Origin of the sequence: Pseudomonas sp. PDM26, assembly GCF_019219185.1 — a bacterium.
Lineage (GTDB): Bacteria > Pseudomonadota > Gammaproteobacteria > Pseudomonadales > Pseudomonadaceae > Aquipseudomonas.
Genome location: NZ_JAHUWC010000003.1, coordinates 295,808 through 317,866 on the forward strand (window position 1 = coordinate 295,808; position 22,059 = coordinate 317,866).

17 protein-coding genes are annotated in these 22,059 nt (G+C 61.2%); 5 read left to right on the plus strand and 12 right to left on the minus strand.

Annotation, left to right across the window (positions count from 1 at the left end):
- Nucleotides 1–3: 3 nt before the first annotated feature.
- The 6 genes from KW849_RS08440 to KW849_RS08465 all read right to left on the minus strand — a co-directional run bounded on the left by KW849_RS08440 (nucleotide 4) and on the right by KW849_RS08465 (nucleotide 7,052).
- On the minus strand, nucleotides 4–2,901 hold the full coding sequence (locus KW849_RS08440; protein WP_218428957.1) for an FAD-dependent oxidoreductase: 2,898 nt from the start codon (nucleotides 2,899–2,901) through the stop codon (nucleotides 4–6).
- Nucleotides 2,898–3,197 (minus strand): sarcosine oxidase subunit delta, encoded by a 300-nt coding sequence (locus tag KW849_RS08445; RefSeq protein WP_218428958.1) that lies wholly within the window; start codon nucleotides 3,195–3,197, stop codon nucleotides 2,898–2,900. The genes KW849_RS08440 and KW849_RS08445 overlap by 4 nt, the downstream gene beginning before the upstream one ends.
- A gap of 13 nt (nucleotides 3,198–3,210) precedes the next feature.
- Complete coding sequence (locus tag KW849_RS08450; RefSeq protein ID WP_160386916.1) at nucleotides 3,211–4,452, minus strand: FAD-dependent oxidoreductase; 1,242 nt, start codon at nucleotides 4,450–4,452, stop codon at nucleotides 3,211–3,213.
- Nucleotides 4,434–5,348, minus strand: coding sequence for a bifunctional methylenetetrahydrofolate dehydrogenase/methenyltetrahydrofolate cyclohydrolase FolD (gene folD / locus KW849_RS08455; protein ID WP_218428959.1), 915 nt, complete (start codon nucleotides 5,346–5,348; stop codon nucleotides 4,434–4,436). Before folD ends, KW849_RS08450 begins: the two co-directional genes overlap by 19 nt.
- A complete protein-coding gene (purU, locus tag KW849_RS08460; protein WP_218428960.1) occupies nucleotides 5,345–6,211 on the minus strand; it encodes a formyltetrahydrofolate deformylase in 867 nt (288 codons plus the stop codon). The genes folD and purU (KW849_RS08460) overlap by 4 nt, the downstream gene beginning before the upstream one ends.
- A gap of 241 nt (nucleotides 6,212–6,452) precedes the next feature.
- Nucleotides 6,453–7,052, minus strand: coding sequence for a helix-turn-helix domain-containing protein (locus KW849_RS08465; RefSeq protein ID WP_218428961.1), 600 nt, complete (start codon nucleotides 7,050–7,052; stop codon nucleotides 6,453–6,455).
- A 287-nt stretch (nucleotides 7,053–7,339) separates the two neighbouring features.
- On the opposite strand from KW849_RS08465, the gene glnT reads away from it, so the two are divergent.
- The 5 genes from glnT to KW849_RS08490 all read left to right on the plus strand — a co-directional run bounded on the left by glnT (nucleotide 7,340) and on the right by KW849_RS08490 (nucleotide 13,267).
- Nucleotides 7,340–8,674 (plus strand): type III glutamate--ammonia ligase, encoded by a 1,335-nt coding sequence (gene glnT, locus KW849_RS08470; RefSeq protein WP_218428962.1) that lies wholly within the window; start codon nucleotides 7,340–7,342, stop codon nucleotides 8,672–8,674.
- Between the two features lie 76 nt (nucleotides 8,675–8,750).
- Nucleotides 8,751–9,656 carry a glutamine amidotransferase family protein gene (locus tag KW849_RS08475; protein WP_218428963.1) on the plus strand — a complete coding sequence of 302 codons (906 nt, stop codon included), beginning with the start codon at nucleotides 8,751–8,753 and terminating at the stop codon, nucleotides 9,654–9,656.
- Nucleotides 9,657–9,667: 11 nt separating this feature from the next.
- Nucleotides 9,668–10,351: a protein glxC gene (locus tag KW849_RS08480; protein ID WP_218428964.1), complete on the plus strand. Its 684-nt coding sequence runs from the start codon at nucleotides 9,668–9,670 to the stop codon at nucleotides 10,349–10,351.
- Nucleotides 10,352–10,371: 20 nt separating this feature from the next.
- On the plus strand, nucleotides 10,372–11,712 hold the full coding sequence (locus KW849_RS08485) for an FMN-binding glutamate synthase family protein (protein WP_218428965.1): 1,341 nt from the start codon (nucleotides 10,372–10,374) through the stop codon (nucleotides 11,710–11,712).
- A gap of 229 nt (nucleotides 11,713–11,941) precedes the next feature.
- The gene (locus tag KW849_RS08490; RefSeq protein ID WP_218428966.1) at nucleotides 11,942–13,267 is read left to right on the plus strand and encodes an ammonium transporter; all 1,326 of its coding nucleotides are present in this window, start codon (nucleotides 11,942–11,944) and stop codon (nucleotides 13,265–13,267) included.
- Between the two features lie 129 nt (nucleotides 13,268–13,396).
- On the opposite strand, the gene KW849_RS08495 is transcribed toward KW849_RS08490, so the two are convergent.
- The 6 genes from KW849_RS08495 to KW849_RS08520 form a co-directional block, all read right to left on the minus strand.
- Nucleotides 13,397–14,317 (minus strand): bifunctional 5,10-methylenetetrahydrofolate dehydrogenase/5,10-methenyltetrahydrofolate cyclohydrolase, encoded by a 921-nt coding sequence (locus tag KW849_RS08495; protein WP_218428967.1) that lies wholly within the window; start codon nucleotides 14,315–14,317, stop codon nucleotides 13,397–13,399.
- Between the two features lie 96 nt (nucleotides 14,318–14,413).
- Nucleotides 14,414–16,093, minus strand: coding sequence for an APC family permease (locus KW849_RS08500; RefSeq protein ID WP_218428968.1), 1,680 nt, complete (start codon nucleotides 16,091–16,093; stop codon nucleotides 14,414–14,416).
- Nucleotides 16,094–16,249: 156 nt separating this feature from the next.
- Nucleotides 16,250–18,592: a DUF1989 domain-containing protein gene (locus KW849_RS08505; protein ID WP_218428969.1), complete on the minus strand. Its 2,343-nt coding sequence runs from the start codon at nucleotides 18,590–18,592 to the stop codon at nucleotides 16,250–16,252.
- Nucleotides 18,593–18,606: 14 nt separating this feature from the next.
- Nucleotides 18,607–19,974: an NAD(P)-binding domain-containing protein gene (locus tag KW849_RS08510; RefSeq protein WP_218428970.1), complete on the minus strand. Its 1,368-nt coding sequence runs from the start codon at nucleotides 19,972–19,974 to the stop codon at nucleotides 18,607–18,609.
- Between the two features lie 38 nt (nucleotides 19,975–20,012).
- Complete coding sequence (purU, locus tag KW849_RS08515) at nucleotides 20,013–20,879, minus strand: formyltetrahydrofolate deformylase (protein WP_218428971.1); 867 nt, start codon at nucleotides 20,877–20,879, stop codon at nucleotides 20,013–20,015.
- A gap of 31 nt (nucleotides 20,880–20,910) precedes the next feature.
- Nucleotides 20,911–22,041, minus strand: coding sequence for an aminomethyltransferase family protein (locus KW849_RS08520; RefSeq protein ID WP_218428972.1), 1,131 nt, complete (start codon nucleotides 22,039–22,041; stop codon nucleotides 20,911–20,913).
- Nucleotides 22,042–22,059: the final 18 nt, after the last annotated feature.

Here is a 22,059-nt window from a genome sequence, read left to right on the forward strand (position 1 = left end):
GGGTCAAAGCTCCTGGCGCGAGTTAGTGGGATCAAGGAAGGGTAACGGCACGACGTCGGCATGAACCACGACTCCACCTTCGACGCGGATCGGAATTCGTTGTCCCGGCTTGCTTTGGTCGATGCCGGCATAGGCCAGGCCGATGATCTTGCTCAGGCTTGCGGAATATTCGCAGGAGGTGACGTTGCCACTGATGTCCGGGCCATTGAGCACCAGATGGCCTTCCAGCGGTTGCAGGCTGCCCTTGGGCAAAGTGAACCCAACGAGTTTGCGTTTTTGTGGCTGGGCTTCGAGGATATCCACCGAGCGCCGGCCGACGAAGAACGGCTTGTTGCGACTGACCGCCCAGTCCATGTCGATTTCCGCGGGATGGGTCATGCCATCGGTGTCCTGGCTGATGATCACATGGCCTTTTTCCAGACGCAGCAGACGCTGGGTTTCGACGCCGAAGGGACGTATGTCGTGTGCTTTGCCCGCCTCGATCAGCGCGTCCCAAAGTTTCAGCCCGTGACGCGCGGGTACGTGGATTTCATAACCCAGTTCGCCGACGAAACCGACTCGCAATAACCTGGCCTTGATGCCGGCAACCGTACCTTGGCGGACGCCCAGATAAGGGAAGGCGTCGGCGCTCAGATCCAGATTGGTGCAAACCTGTTCCAGCACCTTGCGCGAATCGGGCCCGGCGACATTGACTGCGCAAATGGCCGCGGTGACATTGGCAACGTCCACGTCCAGGCGCCATTGTGCGTTCCACTTGAGCATTTGCTGATAGATGCGGTCGACGCCGCTGGTGGTGGCAGTGACGTAGAAATGGTTATCGGCGAAACGAGCGCACACACCGTCATCGATCACGACGCCGTGCTCATTGGTCATTAATGCATAACGAGAGCGACCGATCGGTTGCTTGAGAAAGGCAAAGGTGTACATGCGGTTGAGCAGTTCGGCGGCGTCCGGGCCACGCACGTCGAGTCCGCCCAGAGTCGATACATCGATAATCCCGACCTTGTTGCGCACGTGCAGTGCTTCGGCCTGCATACAGGCGTCGCGATCCTTGGCACTGCCATAGTAGGCCGGCCGCTGCCAAATCCCGGCGGGCATCATCTTTGCCCCCGTTTGTACATGCCGGGCGTGCATCGGTGTCTGGCGGTAAGGGTCGAAAGCCCTGCCGGCAACATGCGCCAGCTTTTCCGCCACAAAGGGTGGGCGTGCCGTGGTGACCCCGGTTTCGCTGATGTTGCGCTGGGTAGCCCAGGCGACCAACCGTGCGGTGGGCAGCGCCGAGTGACGTCCCTGGGAAGGGCCCATGCCCACGGTGGAGTAGCGCTTGACCAGTTGCACGTCGCGATAGCCGATCCGGGTGGCGTTGACGATGTCCGCCACTTGCAGGTCCTCGTCGAAGTCGACGAAGTCCTTGCCCTTGGGATGGGGGAAGATCGGCCAGTTGAAGTTGACCCGAACCTCGCTGCCCAAGGGTGCGCGTTGTGCGCTGGCTGCCAGCCCTAGCGCGAGCGCGGCATCAGCTCCGGCATTCACGCCATCAGCGATCACGTTGTCGAGGCGGTGACAACCATTGACCGAGCCTGCGACTGCAAGGTTTTGTGGCAGGCCACTGAGGGTGAATTCGGCGCGCTGATCGTCATACGCCAGTTTGCCGCCTGCCTGGCAGAGCAGTTGATAGACCGGCATGTAACCGGCGGACATGCACAGCAAGTCGCAGTCCAAGTGTTCCCCACTTGCCGCGACCTGACCCTGGGCGGTGATCTTGCGTACATCGACGCCGTTGATATGACGCATGCCTTTCTCGTGCAGCGCTTCATACACGGTGCTGTTGCGCTGGCAAGGGATCTTGCGCTGAGCCAGTGCTTGCGGCAGGGACTCATCGCCAGGACCATGGCGCAAGTCCACCACTGCGGCGACTTCCACGCCCTGATCGTGCAGATCCAAAGCGGCGAGGTAACCGTCATCATTACCCGTCAGCACCACCGCGCGTTTGCCCGGCTTGACCGCATACAACTTCATCAAGCGCAGCGCAGCGCTGGTCAGCATCACACCCGGCAAATCGTTGTTGCGAAACACCACCGGTTGGTCGAAAGCGCCGCTGCACACCAGGCATTGGCGGGCACGCACCTTGTACATGCGCTTGCCCTGGATGACCGGCAGGTAGTTGTCGGTGAACCAGGCATTGCAGGTCGCCTCGGTGAGGATCCGGATATTGGCGTGTTGTTCCACCGCAGACAGCAGTTCGCGGCGCAGGGATTCGGCTCTTTTGCCTTCAATATCGAAACGGGCATAGGTCAACGAACCACCGAGAATCGGTTGTTGTTCGATGAGCAACACCTTCGCCCCGGCATTGGCCGCCGTCAGCGCCGCATGCAGTCCGGCGGGCCCGGCACCGATCACGGCCACGTCGGTGAACAGGTAAGCCTTGTCGTAATACTCGGGCTGGAAGGTCAGGTCGAGCACTCCGAGGCCGGCCTTCTTGCGAATGATCGGTTCCCAGACTTTCCACATGCCCTTGGGTTTGTAGAAGGAACGGTAGTAAAAGCCCACCGGCATGAATTTGGAGAACTTGCCCAGGTAAGCATCGCGATCGTTGTCCAGCGAGCCGTTGACGTTCTGCGCCGTGACCTGCAAGCCGGCCGACAGCGCGTGAGCATCGGCCAGCACATTGGGCTCCTGGGGCAGTTGCACCAGGCTGTTGGCGTCCTGTCCGGCCATGGTCAGCGGGCCGCGCGGACGGTGGTATTTGAACGAGCGCGAGATCAGGAAGCGTCCATTGGCCAACAAGGCGCTGGCGATGCTGTCGCCTTGCAGGCCTTGATAGCGATGACCGTCGAAACTGAAATCCAGCGGCTGATCGCGGTCGATCAGCAGGCCCATCGGGGCGGGTAGGCGGTTCATCCTGCGATCTCCTGGGCGGCGCTGAAGTCGACGCGGGCGTTGAAGAGTTCCTTGGGGTCGAAGGTGCGAAGAATTTCATCGCTCACGGTGTGACGCTCCGCCAGAAACCAGTAGCTCGACGGCGTATGCATCCACCACTCGCGCACCACGCCGGCGAGGTTGTCGGTGTTGAACACGTAGTCGGCCCATTCGGCATCGCTGCAGCGAACGGGGTCGGGCATTGGCTTGAACTCGCCGCCATAAGTGAATTCGCTGATGTTGCGTGGCCCGTTGAGCGGGCAATTGATGATTTTCATGGTCCGCTCTCCGTCAGTGACTGGCCGCCGTAGCGCCCATTTCGTTGACTTGCTGGAAGGTCGAAAAGCGCTCGAGGCCGAAAGGCTTGATCAGATCCGGCACCTTGCCGCCGCTTGCCACCAGCTCGGCCATGGTCTTGCCGCAGATCGGTGTCGCCTTGAAACCCCAAGTGCCCCACCCGGCGTCGAGGTAGTAATTTTTCACCGGCGAAAGCCCCATGATCGGGCTGTAATCCGGGGTCATGTCGGTGATCCCGGCCCATTGGCGCATCAGCTTGGCGTTGGCCAGAAACGGGAACATTTCGATGGCGTGGGCCAGCAGGCTTTCCTTCAGATCGAGCGTGGAACGGGTGTTGAACAGCGGATAAGGATCGGAGCCGCCGCCGAACACCACCTCGCCACGGCTGGTCTGCTGCACGTAGCAATGCAGCGCCGATGAGCTCACCAACGGATCGAGAAACGGCTTGAATGGTTGCGTGACCATCGCTTGCAGCGGAAAGGTCTGGATCGGCGAGCGGATCCCGGCCTTGGCCATCAGCAACGAACTGTGCCCGGCGATTGCCTGCACGGCGCAGCCGCACTTGATGGTGCCGCGATTGGTCTTTACGGCGGTGATTGCTCCGTTCTCGATGATCAGGTCCTGCACTTCAGTGAGTTGATGGATCTCCACGCCGCGCTTGGCCGCCTGCTTGGCGTAACCCCAGGCGACGGCGTCGTGGCGCGCGGTGGCGCCATCGATGTGCCAGAGGCCCGCGATGACCGGCAGGTGACCGGGGTCGAGATTAAGGCTGGGCACCAGTTCGCGAATCTGCTGGCGGTCGATCATCTCGGTACGGCCGCCGAAGTGCTTGTTGACCTCGGCCCGCTGGCGGAACGAACGCACGGTGGCATCGGTATGGGCCAGGGTCAGCTGGCCGCGCTCGGAGTACATGATGTTGAAATCGAATTCATTGGACAGCCCCTGGAACATCCGCACTGACTCGGCGTAAAAGCGCACGCCTTCGCTGGTCAGGTAATTGGAGCGGATCACCGCGGTATTGCGCGCGGTATTGCCACCACCCAGATAGGACTTTTCCAGTACCGCGATGTTGGTAATGCCGTGGTACTTGGCCAGGTAATAAGCGGTTGCCAGGCCGTGGCCGCCGGCACCGATGATCACCACGTCATAGCTCGATTTGAGTTCCCGGGGCGGCGGTAGATCGACTTCCACCGGATACTCCGAACTCAACCCGTACTTCAATAGATTGAACGGCATAGGGCCTCCGATTGGCTGCGTTGAGCCTGATGTTGCACCAGGGCTGCGGTCACGGTGTTTTTCATCAAGAAGGCAATGGTCATCGGGCCGACGCCACCGGGAACCGGGGTGATCGCTGCGACGTGGGGCAGGGCACTGTCGAAATCGACGTCGCCCACCAGACGGCTGCGGCCCTGGTCGTCGATGCGGTTGATGCGGTTGATGCCGACATCAATCACCACCGCGCCGGGCTTCAGCCAGCTGGCGTCGATCAGCCGCGGGCGCCCTACGGCGGCGATGACGATGTCTGCCTGCCGACACAACGCCTGCGGATCCCGGCTGCGCGAATGCAGCACGGTCACCGAGCAATCGGCCTTGAGCAGCAGGGCGGCCATGGGTTTGCCGACAATGTTCGAGCGGCCGATCACCACCGCGTGTTTACCGCGCAGATCGCCGCAGGTTTGCTCCAGCAGGTACAGGCAGCCGCTGGGTGTGCAGGGGGCGAGCACCGTGCGGCCCTGGCTGAGGCCACCGACGTTTTCACTGTGAAAACCGTCGACATCCTTGGTCGGGGCTATGGCCTCCAGGGCGCGCAATTCGTCGATGTGAGCCGGCAACGGCAATTGCAGCAGAATGCCGTTGATCGAAGGGTCGGCATTCAGCCTGCCAATCAGGTTCAGCAGTTGTTCGGTGCTGGTGTCGCTGGACAGTCGATGCTCCACGGAACGAATGCCCACCTCTTCGGCACGCAGGATCTTGTTGCGCACGTAAACCTGGCTGGCCGGGTCGCTGCCCACCAGAACCACCGCCAGGGCCGGTTGGATGTCTTGCTCGCGCAGAGCGTCCACGTCCTTGCGAACCTGAATCAGCACACGAGCAGCGGCGGCTTTTCCGTCAATCAGTCTGGTCGTGTTCATCGAAAAATCACCGTTCTGTCCTGGTTGAGGAAAACCCGGTGTTCCAGGTGGTACTTGACCGCCTTGGACAAGGCCACGGTTTCGGTGTCACGGCCGGTGGCGACCAGGTCGTCCGGCAGGTAAACGTGATCGACGCGCTGCACTTCCTGTTCAATGATTGGCCCTTCGTCGAGGTCGCTGGTGACGTAGTGCGCCGTAGCGCCGATCAGTTTCACCCCGCGTTGGTAGGCCTGGTGATAAGGCTTGGCACCTTTGAACCCCGGCAGGAACGAGTGATGGATGTTGATCGCGCGGCCCGAGAGTTGCTTGCACAGGTCATCGGAGAGGATCTGCATGTAGCGCGCCAACACCACCAGTTCGGTACCGGTGTCGTCGACGACTTTCATCAGCTCGGCTTCCTGCCGGGCCTTGGTGTCTTTGGTCACCGGCAGATAGATGAAGCGAATGCCCTCGCGCTCGGCCATGGGCCGCAGGTCCAGGTGGTTGGAGACGATGGCGGTGATGGTCATGTCCATCTCGCCCTTGTGGTAGCGGTAGAGCAGGTCGGTCAGACAGTGGTCGAACTTGCTGACCATCAGCAGCACACGCATCGGCTCGCGGGTGTCGTGCAGTTCCCAGCTCATGTCGAATGCGTTGGCGACGTCGCTGAAGCCTTCTTTGATCTGCTGGATATCACCCAAGTGGCCGTCGTTGAAACGGAACACCGCGCGCATGAAAAAACGGCCGCTGAAGTCGTCGTCGAATTGCGCCATCTCCCCGATGTAGCAACCGTTGTCCGCCAGGTAAGTGGTGACGGCCGCGACGATGCCAGACACTGCGGGACAGGTGATCTTGATGATGAAATGGTTTTTTTCGTGTTGCATGACACGTCCTCGGGAAGATGGCGGCAGCTCATCGCATAGCGAAAAAAACATGGGTAAACAGCAATCTCGTCCGTGAGTGCATTTTCTTATGGGGAATAAAATATTCCTGAAGTTGGCTTTATAGGGGAATGCCCGCGCCGCGTCCAGAATTTTTATGAAAGTTTTTTAACTGGCAGGAAAACGCCTGAGGCCGACACAGGTCGGCCTCAGGGCTGGAATCGAACGGGGAGTGGGGCGGGGATTATTCTTTGTCGTTGCCGTAATTCATGATCGACAGCATACGGATCGGCACCTGCACCAGTTGCTCGGGGCCATGGGGGATTTCCCCTTCGAAGGTCAGGCTGTCGCCAGCTTCCATGCGGTACAGCTGATTGCCGTGGCGATAAATCAGCTCACCTTCCAGAAGGTGGAGAAATTCAGTCCCAGGATGGGAGAAGGTCGGAAACTCCTCGCTCGCGTCATCCATGCTCACCATGTAAGCCTCGAAACTCTTCTTCGGCCCGCGGGTGTGATTGAGCAGATGGTAGGTGTGACCTTTCTCGGTGCCGCGGCGCACCACTTCCATGCCCTGATCGGCCTTGACCAATAGCGCGCTGCCATCTTGCTGATCGTACTCACTGAACAACTTCGACAAGGGTAGGCCGAGTACGTCGCACAAGCGGCTCAGAGTATCGAGGCTGGTGGACACCTGGGCGTTTTCGATCTTGCTCAACATGCCCTGGCTGATATCGGCAATCTTGGCCACGTCGGACAGTTTCAGGTCCTGCGCCTGGCGCTGGCGTTTGATCTGCAGTCCCAGGTATTGCTCAAGCTTGAGGCGCGGGGCGGTTTCAGTCGACATAGTCATCAAATCCTGCACACTTTCCGTTCAGTAATATTAGTTTCGCACTGAGAAAGTGCAAATCACAGCGTTCCTCTCCAGCCCATTGGGCAGTATTCCCACCGGGAAAAGAATATTCCCATATATACAGCACAAAAGCGCTGGTTACGGCACTTCAGCTTTTCATTCGCGATTCTGGCAAGGGCCTTGCATTCCCATTGGGAAACTAACTTTCTTTTCAGGAATATCAAAAGAAAGTGACGGCCTATCCACAATGATTTGCCCTTTTTCGCCAGGAGTGACGAGCAATGTTGCCAGCAGAAACCCAGCGCATCATCGACAAGCACGGGATCAAGTATGTGCTTGCGCAGTTTGTCGATATCCATGGTTCGGCCAAGACCAAATCGGTGCCGATCTGTGGGCTCAAGGCCGTGGCCGAGGACGGCGCGGGGTTTGCCGGGTTCGCCATTAGCGGCATGGGCATGGAACCCCACGGTCCGGACTTCATGGCCCGTGGCGATTTGTCCACGCTGATGCCTGTGCCCTGGCAACCGGGTTATGGCCGGATCGTGTGCATCGGTCATGTCGACGGCAAGCCGCATCCTTATGACAGCCGTTACGTTCTGCAGCAGCAGGTTCGTCGCCTGGAAGACAAGGGCTGGACCCTCAACACCGGCCTGGAACCTGAATTCAACCTGATGCGCCGCGACGAGCTGGGCAAACTGCAGTTGGTCGACGCCAGCGACAACCTGGACAAGCCTTGCTACGACTACAAAGGCCTGTCGCGCTCCCGGGTGTTCCTCGAACGCCTGACCGAAGCCTTGCAGGCGGTGGATTTCGAGGTCTATCAAATCGACCACGAAGACGCCAACGGCCAGTTCGAGATCAATTACACCTACAGCGACGCCATGACCTCGGCGGATCGATTCACGTTCTTTCGCATGGCGGCCGGCGAGATTGCCAATGACCTGGGCATGATCTGCTCGTTCATGCCCAAGCCCGACCCGAAACGCGCCGGCAACGGCATGCACTTTCACCTGTCGATCAGCAGCGCCGAGAACAAGAACCTGTTCTTTGATGCCAGCGACCCGAGCGGCATGGGCCTGTCGAAACTGGCCTATCACTTCGCCGCCGGTCTGCTTGCCCATGGCCCGGCGCTCTGCGCCTTTGCCGCGCCGACGGTCAATTCCTACAAGCGTCTGGTGGTGGGCAACTCGTTGTCCGGCGCGACCTGGGCGCCAGCCTTTATTGCCTTCGGCGCCAACAACCGCTCGGCGATGGTTCGGGTGCCTTATGGCCGCCTGGAGTTTCGCCTGCCGGATGCCGGTTGCAACCCTTATCTGGTCAGCGCGGCGATCATCGCGGCGGGCCTCGACGGTATCGACCGCCAGCTGGAAATCGACCACGTCTGCAACGAAAACCTCTACAGCCTGAGCCTGGAGCAGATTGCCGCGCGCGGCATCAAGACCCTGCCGCAATCGCTCAAGGAAGCCTGCGACGCGCTGGAAGCCGACCCGCTGTTTGCCGAAGTGATGGGGCCGCAGATCGTTGGCGAGTTCATCAAGCTCAAGCGCATGGAGTGGGTGGAATACAGCCGCCACGTCTCCGACTGGGAAGTGCAGCGCTACACCGAATTTTTCTAAGCGCCACCGGAGCGCTCAAACGAACCATCTCGCAGCTTGAAACTTGCCGCTGCCGAACGTAGTGAGGACTGTTGTCATGTGTGGAATCGTAGGCCTTTACCTGAAAAACCCGCAGCTGGAATCCCGGCTCGGCCAGCTCTTCGAACCGATGCTACAGGCCATGACCGATCGTGGCCCGGACAGTGCCGGCTTCGCCATCTATGGCGATGAAGTGGCCGATGGCTGGGTCAAGCTGACCTTGCAGGCGACCACCGAAGCCTTCGACTGGAAAACCCTGATGGGCGAACTCGAAGGCCGTCTAGGCTGTTCGCTGGACTGGTTTCAGAACGCCAGTGCCGCCGTATTGAAGATCCATGCTGAAGAAACGCCAGTCCGTCTGGCCCTCGCCGAACTGGCCCCGAGCATCCGCATCATGAGCGCCGGGCAGAGCATCGAAATCCTCAAGGGCATGGGCTTGCCCCAGGAAATTTCCCAACGCTTCGGCCTGGCCAGCATGAAGGGCAGTCACATCATCGGCCACACCCGCATGGCCACCGAAAGCGCGGTGACCATGGAAGGTAGCCACCCGTTTTCCACCGGCGCCGACCTGTGCCTGGTGCACAACGGTTCGCTGTCCAATCACTTTCGTCTGCGCCAGGAACTCAAGCGCGAAGGCATCCATTTCGAAACCGACAACGACACGGAAGTGGCTGCCGGCTACCTGACCTGGCGGCTGCAACAAGGCGACTCGCTGAAAGAGGCGCTGGATCATTCGCTGGAGGACCTGGATGGCTTTTTCACTTTCGCCATTGGTACCCGCAATGGCTTTGCGGTGATCCGCGACCCGATTGCCTGCAAGCCGGCGATCCTCGCCGAGACCGACGATTACGTCGCCATGGCGTCCGAGTATCAGGCCTTGTCGAGCCTGCCGGGTATCGAACACGCCAGGATCTGGGAGCCGGCACCGGCCACCCTGTACATCTGGGAACGCGAGTCAGCTTAAGGAGCGCACACATGAAAACCATCGATCTTTCCACTGCCACCGTGCGTGACCTCAATCAGGCGCTGCATGACCAGGTCAACAACGTAGAAGACCGCGATTGGGTGGTGACTCATTCCAACGGCAAGCACAACCTTGCGGTTGGGGTGAACCAGGCCGTGTCCATCGATATCCAGGGGCACGCCGGCTACTACTGCGCGGGCATGAACCAGAAAGCGTGCATCACAGTGCATGGCAACGCCGGTGTCGGCGTCGCGGAAAACATGATGTCGGGCATGGTGCGGATCAAGGGCAGCGCGTCCCAGGCCGCAGGCGCCACTGCCCATGGCGGGCTGCTGGTGATCGAAGGCGATGCCGGCGCCCGTTGTGGAATTTCCATGAAAGGCATCGACATCGTGGTCGGCGGCAGCATCGGCCACATGAGCTGCTTCATGGGCCAAGCCGGACGCTTGGTGGTGTGTGGCGATGCGGGCGATGCCTTGGGCGATTCGCTCTACGAAACCCACATCTATGTGCGGGGTACCGTCGCGTCCCTGGGTTCGGATTGCGTCGAGAAGGAGATGCGCGCCGAGCACCTGGAAGAGCTGCAAGGGCTGCTCAACCGTGCCGGTTTCGAGCACGACGCGGCTGACTTCAAGCGATACGGTTCCGCCCGTCAGTTGTACAACTTCAAAGTCGATAACGCGTCCGCGTACTGATCCGCGCGAGGAGAACAGATATGAGCGACCCAATCAGCCAAAAAGCGGCTCCAGTACTGCGCGAGTCAGCCACTTTCGACCGCCTGACGATCCAGGAAATCCAGCGTGCCGCGGAAACCGGCATCTACGACATTCGTGGCGGCGGCACCAAGCGCAAATTGCCGCACTTCGATGACTTGCTGTTGCTCGGCGCCAGCGTCTCGCGTTATCCACTGGAAGGCTACCGCGAGAAATGCGGTACTGATGTGATCCTCGGTAATCGTTTCGCCAAAAAGCCGATTCACCTGAAGATTCCGGTGACCATCGCAGGCATGAGCTTCGGTGCGTTGTCGGCCAATGCCAAAGAAGCGTTGGGCCGAGGCGCGACCATCGCCGGTACAAGCACCACGACCGGTGACGGCGGCATGACCCCGGAGGAGCGCGGGCAATCGCAGCATCTGGTCTATCAGTACCTGCCGTCGCGCTACGGCATGAATCCGGACGATCTGCGCAAGGCGGACGCCATCGAAATCGTCCTGGGGCAGGGCGCCAAACCCGGTGGTGGTGGCATGTTGCTGGGCATGAAAGTCACCGAGCGGGTGGCCGGCATGCGCACCTTGCCGATCGGCGTCGACCAGCGCAGTGCCTGCCGTCACCCGGACTGGACCGGCCCGGATGACCTGGCAATCAAGATTGCCGAGATCCGGGAAATCACAGACTGGGAAAAACCGATCTACGTAAAGATCGGGGCGAGCCGGCCTTACTATGACGTCAAACTGGCGGTGAAAGCCGGGGCCGATGTGATTGTGCTCGACGGCATGCAAGGCGGCACTGCGGCGACCCAGGAAGTGTTTATCGAACACGTGGGCATTCCGATTTTGCCGGCGATCCCGCAAGCGGTACAGGCTTTGCAAGAGATGGGCATGCATCGCAAGGTTCAGTTGATCGTTTCGGGGGGGATTCGCAACGGTGCCGACGTGGCCAAGGCCATGGCGTTGGGCGCCGATGCCGTGGCGATCGGCACGGCGGCGCTTATTGCGCTGGGCGACAACCACCCGCGACTGGATGAAGAACTGCACAAGATTGGTTCGGCGGCCGGTTTTTATGACGACTGGCAGAACGGCCGCGACCCGGCCGGGATCACCACGCAGGACCCGGAGCTGTCCAAGCGTCTGGACCCAGTGGAAGGTGGTCGGCGTCTGGCCAATTACCTGCGCGTGCTGGTGCTGGAAGCCCAGACCATGGCGCGGGCCTGCGGCAAGTCGCACTTGCACAATCTCGACCCCGAAGATTTGGTGGCCTTGACTGTGGAGTCGGCCGCCATGGCACGGGTGCCGCTGGCGGGGACCAACTGGATTCCGGGATCCGGTACCGGTTACTGACAAAAAACTGTGGCGAGGGAGCTTGCTCGCGCTGGGCTGTGAAGCGGCCCCAAGAATCTTTGCGAGTGCAACGCACTCGAGCGCGAGCAAGCTCGCTCGCCACAGTTATAAGCGGATCTGAAAAACCGCGGCTTGTTCATTCAACGCCCAAGAGGTCTCTCAAGAGGCCCGTGCGCACTCACTTTGCTCGCTGCCAGACACCTACCATTCCTTTGCAGGAGCTTTGAACATGGTCAATCGTCTTCTCGGCAAATCTCTTCTCGGCTTACTGGCGGTCGGCGCGCTCGCGCCGCTCGCCCAGGCGGCCGACGCACCCACATTGAACACCGGCAGCACCGCCTGGATGGTGACCGCCGCGGTGCTGGTGCTGTTCATGTGTCTGCCGGGCCTCGCATTGTTTTACGGCGGTCTGGTGCGGGCGAAAAACATGCTCTCGCTGTTTACCCAGTGCTTCGGCATCGCCGGCCTGGTCGGTGTGCTGTGGGTGATCTATGGCTACAGCATGGTGGTCGACAGTACCGGCATGGTTGAGGGGCAGGTGACGTTCAACAGTTTCGTCGGTGGTTTGAGCCGGGCCTTTCTTGCTGGCATGACCCCGGATAGCCTGGTCGGTGACATCCCGGAAGGCGTGTTCGTGACCTTCCAGATGACCTTCGCGATCATTACCCCGGCGCTGATTGCCGGTGCATTCGCCGAGCGCATGAAGTTCTCGGCAGCGCTGTGGTTCATGGCGCTGTGGTTCACCCTGGTTTATGCGCCCGTCGCCCATATGGTCTGGGGTGGTTCGGGCGCTTTGATGCATAACTGGGGCGTTCTCGATTTTGCCGGCGGCACTGCGGTGCATATCAATGCCGGCGTCGCTGCTTTGGCTGCGTGCCTGATTCTCGGCAAGCGCAAGGGCTACCAGAATACGCCAATGCCGGCCCACAACCTGAGCCTCACCATGGCCGGTGCGGCGATGCTCTGGGTTGGCTGGTTCGGCTTCAATATCGGTTCCGGCGGCGGTCTCAATGGCACTTCGGGCATTGTCATGCTCAACACCCAGCTGGGTGCTTGCGCGGGGATTCTCGGCTGGATGTTCACCGAGTGGTTCAAGGTCGGCAAGCCGAGTGCTTTGGGCCTGGCCAGCGGTGCTTTGGCCGGTTTGGTCGGCATTACTCCGGCGTGTGCGTATGTGGGCGTAGGCGGCGCGTTGGCCATCGGTCTGCTGTGCGGGGTGTTCTGCTACCTGAGCGTCACTGTGCTGAAACGCCGCTTCGGTTATGACGACAGCCTCGATGTGTTTGGCCTGCACGGCATCGGCGGAATGATTGGCGCGGTATTGACCGGCGTGTTCTGCGTGCCTTCCCTTGGCGGGTTGGTGGAAGGCGTGAGCATGGGCGCTCAGGTCGTGGCGCAGATCAAGGGCGTATTGCTGACGACGGTGTACTGCTTCGCCATCAGCTGGATCATTCTCAAAGTGGTGAATGCCCTGATCGGCTTGCGCGCCGATGAATCGGTGGAGGAGATGGGCCTGGATCTGGCCGAGCACAACGAGCGTGCGTACAACCACTAATCGTTACTGCTGAACATTGTAGGAGCGAGCTTGCTCGCGATGGACTCAATAGCGCCGCGTTTAGCCAGTAAACACGCGTTATCGTTAACGACCATCGCGAGCAAGCTCGCTCCTACAATTTGGCTCAGCTCAGCTCAACGCCACGCTGACGGGCAGCGGCTCGCGCGCCTGGGCAGCACGCTGTAGCTCACTGGCGATCAGGGTGTTCTTCAGCAGATAGGCAATGGTCATCGGTCCGACACCACCGGGCACCGGCGTGATCGCGCTGGCCACGGTGCGTGCACTCTCGTAATCGACATCGCCGACCAGGCGGTTGCCCGATTCGCCGGCAATACGATTGATGCCGACGTCGATCACTACCGCCCTGGGTTTGAGCCAACTGGCATCAATCAGCTGGGGTCGACCCACCGCCGCGACCACGATGTCTGCCAATCTGCACAACGCCGGTGCATCGACGCTGCGCGAATGCACCACGCTGACCGAGCAGTTGGCCTGCAACAACAAGGTCGCCATGGGTTTGCCGACAATGTTCGAACGACCGACGACCACCGCGTGCAAGCCGCTCAAGTCACCGCAGGTTTCGTGTAGCAGACGCATGCAGCCGCTGGGTGTGCAGGGTGTCAGGACTTCGATGCCTTGCACCAGGCCGCCGACGTTTTCCCGATGAAAGCCGTCCACGTCCTTGATCGGATCAATGGCATGAATCACCGCTCCTTCGTCGATATGGGCCGGCAATGGCAGCTGCACCAGGATGCCGTTTACGGTGACGTCGGCGTTCAGTTGCGTAATCAGTTCCAGCACTTGCGCCTGGCTGGCGGTTTCCGGCAGACGGTATTCAAGGGAACGGATCCCGACTTCCTTGGCCCGCAGCAGTTTGTTGCGCACATAGACCTCGCTGGCCGGGTCTTCACCGACGAGCAACACAGCCAGGGCGGGGTAAATCTGCTGTCCGGCCAGGACCAGAACCTCTTCTCGAACTTCGTCGAGAACCTGGGCAGAGATGGCTTTGCCGTCGATAACACGGGCAAGTGCAGGGGTGGTGCTGATCAAAAGAGTCACCGTCGTCTTGATTGATAGGGGGGCGAAGTGATCATCGAGGCGTCGTTGCGCCCCGATGATCCATCAGAGACCTGCAGGCAAGGGCGCTCAGGCTACCAGTTGATGGCAACCGTACACCACCAGTACACCCGCGATCAGCGTGGCATAAGGCAACCAACCGGCGCGTTTTTGACCGGCATCGGCCTGAATGTACAGGTCGCTGAGCATCGCTTCAGGGAAGCGCCCTTTGTCCTGCACGTAGTGGCGGTAGCAGAACACCGGAAGAATCAACAGCGCCAGCAGCAGGCCGGTCACCAGGGTGCCGGCGCCCCAGATATCGGCTCCCAGACCCATACACGCCAGGTTGACGAAGCTCAGTACGCCACCAGCGGCCAATAGCACGGTCGGGGCCTTGTACGGGCGTATCCATTCGGGACGGTCCAGGCGATGGATCCAGCCGGCATTGAGGTTGAGGAAGTTGAAGATGATGTAGCTGACGTTGGACGCGGCCAGCACGAACACATAATCGGACATCAGCAACAGCAGCAGGTTGAACGACAGGTCGGTCCACATCGCTGCGGTAGGCGCGCCGTGTTCGTTGGTGCGGCCCAGGTATTTCGGCAGCCAGCCATCGACCGACGCCTGATACAGGGTGCGCGAGGAGCCGGACATCGAGGTCATGATTGCCAGCAGCGTGGCCAGGACCAACATGATCAGCACGATGTTGGCCACCAGCTTGCCGCCGCCGATGCTGTCCGCCATGACCTGGCCAACGCCCATGCCGCTGTAGATCGCGGGTGACAGCAGACCGCTGTAGACCGCCGGTGTGACCACCGCACCGCTGGCATCGAGCACCGCCGGGGTCACCAGTTGCCCGAGACCCAGGCTGCCTTGAAACGCCAGGGGCACCAGGGTGAACACCAGAATGCACAGCAGGCCGGCGTAGAAGATCGCCTTGAAGGTGTCACGCTTGGGGTCCTTGAATTCCCGGGTGTAGCACACGGCTGTTTCGAAGCCGTAAGTGGACCATGCGGCCATGAACAGGCCGCCGGCCATCAACGACCAACCGGACATGTCCCAAGGCCCGTCGATCACTTGCCCGGCCGCATCATGGGCCAGCGGGTACAAGGGCAGGAAGTTGGCCTGGGTCGCGTCCCCGGTGAACAACGGCACCACACCCACCAGCAGCAGAGGAATCAACGAGGTCACACCAAGCACCAGAGTCAGGCGTGCCGAGCGCAAGATGCCGCCATGCTGCACGGCGAACACCGTCAGTAAAATCAACAGGCCGATGGCGAACGTCGCGTTGATCCGAAGCGACAGGCCACTCTTGACCCAGCCCAGGTCAAGCAGGGTCAGTTGCCAGGTATTGATCAGCGCATCAGCGGGAAACAGGGCTGTGAGGATGTAACCCGCCGCCAGCCCTGAGCCAATGGACAGCACCGGCGACCAGGCCAGCCAGTTGCACCACACCGAAACCGGTGCGATCAGCTTGCTGTAGCGCACCCAGGCTACCGCGCCGTAGACCGAGGCACCGCCGGATTTGTGCGGGAACAGTCCGGCAATTTCGGCATAGGTGAAGGCCTGGATAAACCCGAACAGGATCGACACGATCCAGACAATCCAGGCCGGTTTGCCGACCGTGGCGGCAATCGCACCGATAGAAAACAGCACCAGGGCGGGCACGCCACTGGCGACCCAGAAAGCCCCGCGCCAATCGATCTTGCGCTGCAGGCTGCCCACTGAACCGGCGGCCTGCGGTACGGCCTCGAACGTAGTCGCTTCCATCTTCGTATTCCCATGTTTGAGTAGATCGGGCCCTGTAGGAGCCGGCTTGCCAGCGAAGGCATTCTTGAGCCTTGCACGAGCCGTGAGGACGCCTTCGCTGGCAAGCCAGCTCCTACAGGTGCGGGTATGGGCAGAAAAAAATGTGTGTGAAGTCGATCAACTGCGTACCCGGCTCTTGTCCGGGTCGTAGAAAATCGCCGCGGTGACCGTGGCGCTGATGCGCTTCTGCAGGCCATCGACTTTGCCGATCTCAAGCGTCGTGCCGACGTCGGCGCAGGCCACGTCGACCCGGCACAGCGCGATATTGCTGGCCAGCAGCGGCGAGCGGCAGGCACTGGTGATGACCCCGACCTGGGCCCGACCGCGGTACACCGGATCACCGTGGTGGGCGCCTTCGTTACCGCTCAGTTGCAGGCCCACCAGTTTGTGAGCGGGATGGGCGTAGCGCCGTAGCAGGGCGTCGCGGCCGATGAAGTCATCGGTTTTGCTTTTCAGCGGTACGCAAAAGCCGATACCGGCCTCGAACGGATCGGTCTGGTCGCTGAATTCGTAGCCGGCAAAAATCAGCCCGGCTTCGATGCGCAGCATGTCCAGCGCTTCCAGGCCTAACGGCACCAGGCCCAAGGGTTGGCCTAGCGCCCAGATTCGGTCCCAGACCCGCTCGGCATCCTCAGGCTGGCACCAGACTTCGTAACCCAGCTCGCCGGTGTAGCCGGTGCGCGAGATCATGAGCGGGCAGCCGTCGTAACCGTCCAGGCGTCCCACCAGAAAGCGGAACCAGCCCAGGGTTTCCAGACTCGGCTGGTTGGGCGCGGTCCAGACCATTTGCTTGAGCAGCTCGCGGCTCATCGGGCCTTGAACCGCCAGGTTATGGATCTGCTCGCTGGCGGATTTGATCCAGACCTTCATGCCGAGTTTTTGCGCCTGCTCGCGCAGCCACACCCCGGCGTAGTCTTCGCCGCAGATCCAGCGGAAATTGTCGGGACCCAGGCGCAGCAAGGTGCCGTCGTCGAGCATGCCGCCGTGCTCGTGGCACATCGCCGAGTACACCACTTGACCCACCGCCAGGCGCCGCACATCACGGGTCAGGCAGTACTGCAACAAGGCTTCGGCGTCGGGGCCGATGATTTCGAATTTGCGCAGGGCGGTCAGGTCCATCACCGCCACTCGCTCGCGGCAACCGAGGTATTCCTCGATCGCGCCATAGCCGTCATAGCGCAGCGGCAGCCACCAGTTGCGGTAGTCGACGAAGCTGCCGGTCAAGCGGCTGGTGCGCGAGTGGAACGCGGACTCACGGGTAAGAATCGGGTCGGCATCGGCCGTGGTTCGAGTGCTCATGGCGATGGAAAAACGCTCCTTTTCGCTGTAGATGCGGACATGGATATCGGTTGGGCTCCAGCCATTAGCCGGGTCTATGTCGTCCGGGCACGAAGTACTGCCGCACACCAGGTCGGTCATGGCGCGCAGCAGCACGTAGTCGCCGGGACGCGACCAGGGTTCATCCAGGGTCATCTGCTGGTGTGCGTCGATCCCGGTATTGAAGAAAAAATTGATCGCCGGCCAGCCGCCCCGGGCCTTGACCCCATGGGGCGCCAGCACCTGGCTGAGGTTGTCGCTGCAGTTGTCGTGCCCGAAGTAGCCGTGGCTCTCGTAATAGCGCGCGGCGCAGGCCAGGGCGAAGGAGTCGTGGCGGCCGACGGTGTCGCGCACCACCTCCAGCATCGGCTGCATCTGCCGGTCGAAAAATTTCGAAAACAGTCCCGGTGCCGGGTAGGCGCTGCCGTTCAGGGTGCGGGTCACGGTCTGGTCCAGGTCCAGTTCCAGGCCGCGATCCAGTGCCCGTCGATTCAGGGCGACGAAGTCCGAGCATTGGCGGCCGGCGACGTCCAGCACCTGCACGTACTGCCCTTTGCCGACGGTGTAACTGCGGGCAGTGCCGGCGCTAATGGTGAATTCGTCAATTAACTCGCCCAGGGGTTCAGGCAATGTCGGGAGCAGCAGCGGCGAAGGATTGGCCCGCGTCACCAGCAGCCGCAGCTCGCTGGGCCGGTATTGGCGGTCAACGGCGGTCGGTCCGTCGGGTGCAGCGACGATCACCAGTAGCTCATCGCTGGCGACGAAGCGGCGGCTGAAGTCGGCCGGGCTGTCCTCGTCCCAGAGTGAGGCGGCGCTGGGCAGGTGTTGTGGATCAATCGCGCGTCGGATCAGCGCTTGGCCAATGCGACGCGACTGCAAGGTCGGTTCGGCGAGCCGTGCGCCAATGAACCCGCAGGCCGTCGAACCGCTCAGTGCCCAGGCCGCCAAGGCGCTGCGACCGAGCATATCCACGGCCAGCAATTCGCAAGGTTGCCGGCCTTCGAGGTCGATCACTTGCAGGCTGTCGCCGGGCTGCAACGCGACAAGGGTCAGGCCACCGGCGGCCACCCGATAGCGCTCCATGGCCGGGGTCCGGGCAAAGAGTCCGGGCTCCCGCGGGCGGGAAACACGAGGTGTGTTCATGGTGGGCTCCCGGGTCAACCGATCGACTTGACGGACATCGGCGGTTCAGCGAGGTACGCCGCCATGGAATCGTCAAGGGCATGCAGCCAGGGCGTGTGGTGGGGTGGCGACTGGGTGCCGGTCATCAGCGATCGGTAGGACTTGTCGCGGTACCCCATGATGTTGTGGGCCTTGTCGTGCTTCCAGTGCAGGAAGGTGTCGTTGACCGCGGCGATATCGAAGTTCGGGTAGTCGGTGGCGTCCACCAGTTGCTGGATATAGGCGCCCTGGTATTCGAACATCTGCTGGTTGGTTTCAAGCTGCTGCTCACGGGCATGCCATTGCTGACTATCGGCGGCCCTTTGTGCCTGGTCGGGTAGGGCGATGCGTTGCAGGATCACGTCGCGGGCGTACCAGGCCTGGGCGTCGAACATGTTGAACGAGTACCACTGGTCCTGCATGCCGAGGTAGATCAGTTGCGGGTTGGGCTCCCAGAAAATGCCCTTGTACAGGTTCATCGGCCATAGCCGATTGTCGGTCTTGAGGCACAGTTCGTCCGGCAGGAAGGGGAAGTGATGTTTGTAGCCGGTGCACAGGATCACCGCATCGATGTGCTTGTGGGTGCCGTCGATAAAGTACGCGCGGTTTTTTTCCAGGCGCTGCAATAGCGGTTTTTCTTCCCAGTTGGCGGGCCAGTCATAGCCCATGGGTGCGGTGCGATAGCAGCTGGTGATGCTGCGGGCGCCGTACTTGTAGCACTGTGAACCGATGTCTTCGGCGGAATAGCTGCTGCCGACGATCAGCAGATCCTTGCCCTTGAACTCCAGCGCCTCGCGGAAATCATGGGCGTGCAGGATGCGCCCGCCGAACTGCTCGAATCCGGGGAAGTACGGCATCTTCGGCGTCGAAAAGTGCCCGCAGGCGTTGATCACATAGTCGAACTGTTCCGAGGTCTGGGTATCGCTGCCGTGGTCGTGGGCGACCACCGTGAAGCGGCGAGTCTCTTCGTCAAAGGTGACCTGGCGCACCACGTTGTTGAAGCGGATGTAATCCCGTACCCCGGCTTTTTCGACGCGGCCCTTGATGTAGTCCCAGAGCACTTCTCGTGGTGGGTAGGAGCCGATGGGGCGGCCAAAATGTTCTTCGAAGGTGTAGTCGGCGAACTCCAGGCATTCCTTCGGGCCGTTCGACCAGAGGTAGCGATACATGCTGCCATGCACCGGTTCGCCGTTCTCGTCCAGGCCGGTGCGCCAGGTGTAATTCCACATGCCACCCCAGTCTTGCTGTTTTTCATAGCAGACCAGTTCCGGGATGGGTGTTCCCTGGTCCCTGGCCGATTGAAATGCCCGCAGTTGAGCCATGCCGCAAGGGCCGGCGCCGATGATTGCAACGCGTGTGGTCATGGTCGTATCTCGTGGCTGTGGATCGGAAAAGGGCTCGCTCAGCGAAAAATCACCGTCTTGTCCTGGTTGATGAACACCCGGTGTTCCAGGTGGTATTTCAGGGCTTTGGAAAGCGCTACGGTTTCGGTGTCGCGGCCGATGGCAACCAGCGAGTCGGGCAGGTGGGTATGGTCGACCCGCTGGATTTCCTGCTCGATGATTGGCCCCTCGTCGAGGTCGCTGGTGACGTAGTGGGCGGTGGCGCCGATCAGCTTCACGCCACGGTCATAGGCCTGGTGATAGGGCTTGGCGCCCTTGAAACCGGGCAGGAACGAGTGATGGATGTTGATGGCCCGGCCGGACAGCTGCTGGCACAGTCCGTCGGACAGAATCTGCATGTAGCGCGCGAGCACCACCAGATCGGTCCGGGTGTCCTCGACGATGCGCATCAACTCGGCTTCCTGGCTGGCCTTGCTGTCCTTGGTGATCGGCAGGTAGATGAAGCGAATGCCTTCGCGTTCGGCCATGGCTCGCAGGTCCAGGTGGTTGGAGACCACTGCGGTGATGTGCATGTCCATCTCGCCTTTGCGGTGGCGGTACAGCAGGTCAGTCAGGCAGTGGTCGAACTTGCTGACCATCAGCAGCACCCGGGTCGGCTGACTGCTGCAGAACAGCTGCCACTGCATGTCGAAGCCGCCGGCCAGGTCGCCCAGATCCTCGCGCAGGGCACCGATATCGCCCGTCACGCCGGTGTTGAAGCGGAACACCGCGCGCATGAAAAACTGCCCGGTGAACTCGTCGTCGAATTGCGCCAGCTCGCTGATGTAGCACTGCTGTCGGGCCAGGCAGGTGGTGATCGCGGCCACGATGCCGGACGCTGTCGGGCAATTGATCTTGAGAATGTAATGTTCGTTGGAAGTGTCCATCGAAGACCCCTTGGATAAAGTGGTTGGAGGCTCAGCCCTTGGCCGTGCGCTTGGTTTTTTCCGGGTCGTCGAAGGGCAGGGCGTGGGTCACTGCGGCGCTTTCCTGGCTGCCGCGCACCTGCAGGGCGATGCCTGGATTCGAGCAGGCGACGCTCATGCGGGCGATGGCCATCGAGCGTTTGCTCAGGCGCGAATACATGCCGCAGGTGACCACCCCGACTTGCTGGTTGCCTTGCCACAGGGTGTCGCCGGCCTCCGCGGCGCGGACGCCTTCGAGCAACACGCCGGTGATCTTGAAGCGCTCCCGGCCGCGCAACCGAAAGTGCTCTTCGGCGCCACGGAACTCGCGCTTGTCCGGGGACACGGTGAAATCCAGGCCCATTTCCCACAGAGTGTCGCCAGCCTTCTGATCGGCGAAGGGGTACATCTGCGAGTTGTCGTAGGGGAAAAACATCAGCGAGCTTTCCACCCGCAACCAGTCCAGGGCGGTAAAGGCGCAAGGGATGATGCCCAGGCCTGCGCCCTGTTCGAGGATCGTGTCCCACAGCGCCGGGGCATCGGCGGCCTTGCAGAAAATCTCGTAGCCGCGTTCGCCGGTATAGCCGGTGCGCGAGATCATCACCGGGCGATCGAACAGGCGGGTTTGCAGGTGATGGAAGTAAGGCAGCTGACGGATCCCGGGAACGTGCTCGGCGAGAAAGTCCACCGCCAGCGGCCCTTGCAGCGACAGGTCGTGCAGGTCGTCATCGAACAGCACCGCCACTTGCCGGCCCTGGGATGAGCGCACCAGCATTTCGTGGCCGCTGCCGGCACCGTGCACCACCATGAACGCGTTGGGTCCGGTGCGGTAGACGATGCAGTCATCGACGAACTTGCCGTCCTCGTCGAGCATCGAGGCGTACACCGACTTGCCGGGGTAAAGCTTGGCGATGTCGCGGGTGGTCGCCCACTGCAGCAGGCTTTCGGCGTGGGGGCCGACGTAGTGGACTTTTTTCAGTCCGGACACGTCCATCAGCCCGGCCCGGGTGCGGATCGCCTGATGGTGATCGGCCAGGTCACTGTCGTAGGTCCAGGCAGTGCCCATGCCGTTCCAGTCTTCCAGGTTCGAGCCGAGTGCGCGGTGCCGTTCGGCCAGTGCAGAAATACGCCATGAATGAGCCATGTGAGGATCCTTGTCGGG